This is a genomic window from Aeromicrobium sp. PFPM2_SD2 (assembly GCF_057364525.1).
In genome coordinates this window covers 1-2,017 of the sequence record NZ_JBNFNZ010000437.1, presented here as the reverse complement: position 1 = coordinate 2,017, position 2,017 = coordinate 1, and the positions used below count along the sequence as shown (strand labels likewise).

The 2,017-nt window shown below is 73.7% G+C and carries 4 protein-coding genes; all 4 read left to right on the top strand.

Annotated elements, in window-relative coordinates:
- Window positions 1–781 (top strand): 2-oxo acid dehydrogenase subunit E2 (locus AC2W7G_RS14765; RefSeq protein WP_485869105.1); only part of this gene is annotated, 781 nt, incomplete at its 5' end.
- Window positions 782–795: 14 nt separating this feature from the next.
- Window positions 796–1,317, top strand: coding sequence for an NAD-dependent epimerase/dehydratase family protein (locus tag AC2W7G_RS14760; RefSeq protein ID WP_485869104.1), 522 nt, complete (start codon window positions 796–798; stop codon window positions 1,315–1,317).
- Entirely contained in the window at window positions 1,317–1,685 is a 369-nt protein-coding gene (locus AC2W7G_RS14755; RefSeq protein WP_485869106.1) for a DUF1731 domain-containing protein, read from the top strand. Before AC2W7G_RS14760 ends, AC2W7G_RS14755 begins: the two co-directional genes overlap by 1 nt.
- Window positions 1,682–2,017 (top strand): mycothiol transferase (locus AC2W7G_RS14750; RefSeq protein WP_485869103.1); only part of this gene is annotated, 336 nt, incomplete at its 3' end. The genes AC2W7G_RS14755 and AC2W7G_RS14750, both read left to right, overlap by 4 nt.

Genomic DNA, 2,017 nt, shown 5'->3' with positions numbered 1-2,017 from the left:
GCCCCCCGCGGCGTCCGCCCCGAGCCAGGCCCCGGCCCCCGCGTCGGAGCCCTCGCCGCTGCGCGGCAAGACCGAGAAGGTCTCGCGCCTGCGCAAGGTCATCGCGACCCGCCTGGTCGAGTCGCTCGAGATCTCGGCCCAGCTCACGCAGGTGCACGAGGTCGACGTCACCGAGATCGCGCGCCTGCGCACCAAGCACAAGGACGCGTTCTACGAGCGCGAGGGCGTCAAGCTGACGTACCTGCCGTTCTTCGCCAAGGCGGCCGTCGAGGCGCTCAAGGTGTACCCGCGCCTGAACTCCTCGCTGGACCTCGAGGCCGGCACGATCACCTACCCGGCCGGCGAGCACCTGGGCATCGCGGTCGACACCGAGCGCGGCCTGATCGTCCCGACGATCAAGGACGCCGGCGACCTGTCGATCGCCGGCCTGGCGCGCAAGATCGCCGACGCCGCCGACCGCACGCGCACCAACAAGATCACCCCGGACGAGCTGTCGGGCGGCACGTTCTCGATCACGAACCTGGGCAGCAACGGCGCGCTGTTCGACACGCCGATCATCAACCAGCCGCAGGTCGCGATCCTGGGCGTGGGCGCGGTCGTCAAGCGTCCGGTCGTCATCACCGACGCCCACGGCGGCGAGAGCATCGCGGTGCGTCACATGGCGTACCTGGCGCTCACGTACGACCACCGCATCATCGACGGCGCCGACGCCGGCCGCTTCCTGACCACGGTCAAGGAGCGCCTGCAGAACGGCTCGTTCGAGGCCGAGCTCGGCCTCTGACGGACGGCCGTCCGGTGCACGTCGTCGTCGCGGGCGCGTCGGGGTTCCTCGGGACCCCGCTCGTGGCCCGGCTGCGCGAGCGCGGCCACGAGGTTCACCCGCCTCGTGCGGGGCGAGACCGGGCACCGGACGCGTCCCGCTGGGACCCCGCGAACGGCCGCGTCGACCAGGCTCTGGTCGGCGCGGCCGACGCCGTGGTGAACCTGTCCGGGGCGAACATCTCGCGCTGGCCGCGCACGTCCTCGTACGCCCGCGAGATCCTGCAGTCGCGGCTCGGCGCCACCGGCACCCTCGCCCGGGCGATCGCCGCGGCCGACCACCCGCCGGCGTTCGTGTCCGGGTCGGGCATGTCCTGGTACGGCGTCGACCGCGGTGACGAGTCGCTCGACGAGTCCGCGGGCCGGCTCGGGCTTCCTGGCCGAACGTCTCCCAGCGGTGGGAGGCGGCCACCGCGCCGGCCGCCGAGGCCGGTGCGCGGGTGTGCCTCGTGCGCACCTCGCTGGTCATGGACGGCTCGGGCAGCGTGCTCCGGCTGATGTCGCTGCCGTTCAGGATCGGGCTGGGCGGACGCTTGGGGTCGGGGCGTCAGCGCGTGTCGCTGGTCTCGCGCGACGACTGGGTGGCGGCCACGACGTTCCTGGTCGAGCACGCGTCGCTGAGCGGCCCGTTCAACGTCTCGATCCCGCAGACCGTCACCAACGCCGAGCTCACCGCCGAGCTCGGCCGCCAGCTGCGCCGGCCCACCGTGCTGGCCGTGCCCTCCCCCGCCCTGCGGCTCGTCCTCGGCGGCATCGCCGACGACCTGCTCGGCTCGCTCGACGTGCGCCCGCAGGCGCTGCTCGACGCCGGGTTCGTCTTCCAGCACCCGTCGCTGGCCTCGACGCTGCAGGCGGCGCTGTCGTGATCGAGCAGCACGAGCGCGTCCCCGACGACGTCGCCGAGGCCCTGCTCGCCTACCTCGACGAGCACCGCGCCGACGTCCGGGTCAAGCTCGCCGAGCTGGACCCGGCCGACCTGACCGTCTCGCGCGTGCCGTCCGGCTGGTCGCCGCTCGGCCTGCTCAACCACCTCGTCCACATGGAGCGGCGCTGGATCGTCCACCTCTTCCTGGGCGAGGAGGTCGACGGCGCGTGGGCCGACGACGGTGGCGTCGAGGGCGCGCCGTGGCGCGACGACGTCCCGTTGGACGACCTCCTGGCCCGGCTCGACGCGGGCGGCCGACGCACGCGCGAGGTC

Coding starts and splice junctions, on each gene's coding strand:
- AC2W7G_RS14755 (WP_485869106.1), top strand. CDS start 1,317: ATGTCGCTGCCGTTCAGGATCGGGCTGGGCGGACGCTTGGGGTCGGGG.